We start from the raw sequence: 2,752 nt of genomic DNA, 5'->3' as shown, positions 1-2,752 counted from the left end.
GTCTCGACACATGTGGAGTGCGTGGTAGTGATATATCGAGATGAGAAGCATTGATGTACGAGGGTTGAGAACAACTTGAATATGTTCCTGCATTCAGAAAAACGCTTTAGGGTTGAGTGTGGGAACATATTATTTTTATTCAAAAGGCATGCGGAGTGTTGTATGTTTCTGTGAGGTAATAATAAATAAGTAACATATTTACCTTTGTGGATTTTAAATAAAATACAGACTCAACCTTCACAGGATGGAAGCTTGGCGTTAAATGGCCTCAATTTCAAGAACTCTAAAACTCCAGATTCACACAATTTAATTGAATGGGCTCAAAATCAGTTTGGTTTTTTACTGGGTGCAGGAATTTCATGCTAATATACTGAAATAGAGAAGGTATAATCATGGAGGCATGAATGTATGAAAAGTGTGGAAAATTTGGTTAACAGCATTGTCGATGAATCTGTGATTAAAGGGAAAACTTATATTTATTTAATATCAGGCACAGAGAATTCGTTTACCAGCGGGTATTATAAGATTGTTGAAAATGAAGTCTCGTATGTTAGTGATGTAACTGTTTTTCTTTTTGAAAAATATACAAATGAGATTGAGAGGATAATGATCGGAAAGGGGATTCTTTGTATCAAAGTGGAAGCTGGAAAATTAATGGAATATAGTATTGTCAACGATATGAATCCAGAGCTTTTTGATAGTGATGTCTTCGAATTGATTATCTACCAGAGATATGATTTGGAACCGGAGGGAGAGGAAAGTAAAGTAACCCTACGGAAATCATTAAAGGCCGAAAAAATTAAAAAAACCCTAGTGTTTGCATGCTATATGAATGATATGGAAGGAATCAAGGAACTCGTTGCGAACGCAAGTAAATCCAATTTAGATAAGGTTCTGGAATATTGCGGCACAGCTTTGCAGTTTTGCTGTAAACACAATAATTTAGAGGCATTTAGACTTTTAGCAGAAAAAGGGGCAAATGTAGGAAAACGTGCGTTGGCTGAAACACCGCTTGAAATTGCATTTAGATATTCAAGTGATATTGTGAATTATATACATACGGAATATGCGGATATCTATCAAAAAGAGGTAGGAAAGAAGGGGTTCGGGATCGCTCTTCATTGTAAAGATGAAGCCCTTTTAAATGATATTTTAGAGCTGGGCTGCGATGTGAATTGCGAAAAGAAACCGTTTCCCCCTTTACATAATTTTGCGGATTGTAATAACGTTTTGGGCATTCAATTCCTGTTGGATCATGGAGCTAATATTGAATGTAGGAACCAGTATAAACAATCAGCCTTGCATAGAGCTGTCAGCAAGGGAAATGCAGCAGCGGCTGAAATTCTATTAAAATATGGGGCTGACATTCAGGCTAAAGATGATAATGGAAAAACACCTTTGGAATTGGCTCGGGCACGTGAAACCAAAACAATATTTAATATGATGGAATGATGTAACTGTAAATAAGCAGGAGGCAATCGATGCCGCTGCTAAGAGCTATGGGTATTTCGCTCTGCTTAGCAATGAGATCAAAGACCCGATCGAGGCGGTTATCGTGTATCGCAACAAGGAAGTAATTGAAAAAGCCGTCGCAATGTGCAGAGTACTTATATTTTTGGAGGCGATATCTAATTGGATACTAAATTTCATTTAGAGAATGTTGGAAAAGAGGAAGACATTTACGCATCAAACGGAAAAGCTACTTCTGGATTTGGTTTGTTCGTTTTATCTAATGAACGCATAGAATACCATTTTAGAGAGGAAGATATGAGTTTAAACGAAGCGGAGTCATATATCGAAGATTGTTTAAATAATCTGCCTGATGAAACTATTGATGAATTAAGCAAAAAAATGTGTGTATGGAAAGATGGTATAATGACAGATTGTTATCCAGATATGAAATGCCCGGATGGTTTGTCGGATGCTCAAGGTAGGGATATTTTACGCTTTATTTCAGTAAGCGATATTTTTATCTACAGAAATCCCTATGATAACAATGATGCCGTATTTGGAGCAAGCATTTTGATTGGTATGGAATGGGAATTTGAAGATGGCATGGAAATTATTATTAAAGGAAAGAAAGTTCTTGAAGTACGTGAGTTTCTAGGTTATGGGGAATATGCAATTTGGGATAAAAGCGACTACAGGTAATAAGCATTTGCAGAAGCAGTACGGGGGAAGTCCAATGCTGGATGACTTGCTTAAAAGCAAAGGTTACCGTAAACTGATCATTCATCGTTATTTGGTCTTTTATCTGATTAATGAGGATGAAACTAGACCCCATAAAAGACCTAGGGCCAGTTTGCGTTAATTGCCACGCTATGATTCATAAATATAAGCCGGGACTCTCGATTGACGAGTTGCTTGAAATAATATCAAGTAGCAGAACTTCAGACTCCCATTCGTTAAGGCAAAAATATAGCATATTACTAAGTAATAATGGATTACTCCTTTGCACAAGAAATCTCTATTCTTTTTACAAACGATCCAATAGCTTCGAAAGAATGATCCATGAATAAATAATCTAGAGTGAAGTTGTTATTACGAAAGGAATGAGGATGATACTTTTTTAGTTTAGAAAGGACTCTATTTGTAAACGTTCTATCAATATTATGAATGTACTTATTTCTGACTGTTCTTATCAAATCAAGATTAATTAATAAAACAGGTTCAATATCCACTTTCAAATTGCAGCTATCACACAAAAAATCAAGATGTTTATTGATTATTGGATCTTTCCCATTCTTTATTG

4 protein-coding genes are annotated in these 2,752 nt (G+C 35.9%); 3 read left to right on the top strand and 1 reads right to left on the bottom strand.

Annotated features, from left to right (window positions below; translation table 11 throughout):
• Positions 1–408: 408 nt before the first annotated feature.
• The 3 genes from ACIFO6_RS24000 (at position 409) to ACIFO6_RS23990 (ending at position 2,311) form a co-directional block, all read left to right on the top strand.
• Positions 409–1,452 (top strand): ankyrin repeat domain-containing protein, encoded by a 1,044-nt coding sequence (locus tag ACIFO6_RS24000; protein ID WP_430044547.1) that lies wholly within the window; start codon positions 409–411, stop codon positions 1,450–1,452.
• A 180-nt stretch (positions 1,453–1,632) separates the two neighbouring features.
• Positions 1,633–2,151 carry a DUF6985 domain-containing protein gene (locus ACIFO6_RS23995; protein WP_430044544.1) on the top strand — a complete coding sequence of 173 codons (519 nt, stop codon included), beginning with the start codon at positions 1,633–1,635 and terminating at the stop codon, positions 2,149–2,151.
• The gene (locus ACIFO6_RS23990) at positions 2,120–2,311 is read left to right on the top strand and encodes a hypothetical protein (protein WP_430044542.1); all 192 of its coding nucleotides are present in this window, start codon (positions 2,120–2,122) and stop codon (positions 2,309–2,311) included. Before ACIFO6_RS23995 ends, ACIFO6_RS23990 begins: the two co-directional genes overlap by 32 nt.
• A 133-nt stretch (positions 2,312–2,444) precedes the next feature.
• Here ACIFO6_RS23990 and ACIFO6_RS23985 read toward each other — a convergent pair.
• Positions 2,445–2,752 (bottom strand): hypothetical protein (locus ACIFO6_RS23985; RefSeq protein WP_430044540.1); only part of this gene is annotated, 308 nt, incomplete at its 5' end.

It is taken from the genome of Paenibacillus sp. NRS-1781, from assembly GCF_050467745.1.
Lineage (GTDB): Bacteria > Bacillota > Bacilli > Paenibacillales > Paenibacillaceae > Paenibacillus > Paenibacillus terrae_A.
Note: the sequence above shows the minus strand (reverse complement) of the source record. Positions and strands in the feature narration are given on the sequence as shown.

Excerpts from the sequence above, each read along its gene's own strand:
- ACIFO6_RS23990 (WP_430044542.1), top strand. The coding sequence starts at position 2,120 with ATGCAATTTGGGATAAAAGCGACTACAGGTAATAAGCATTTGCAGAAG.
- ACIFO6_RS24000 (WP_430044547.1), top strand. The coding sequence starts at position 409 with ATGAAAAGTGTGGAAAATTTGGTTAACAGCATTGTCGATGAATCTGTG.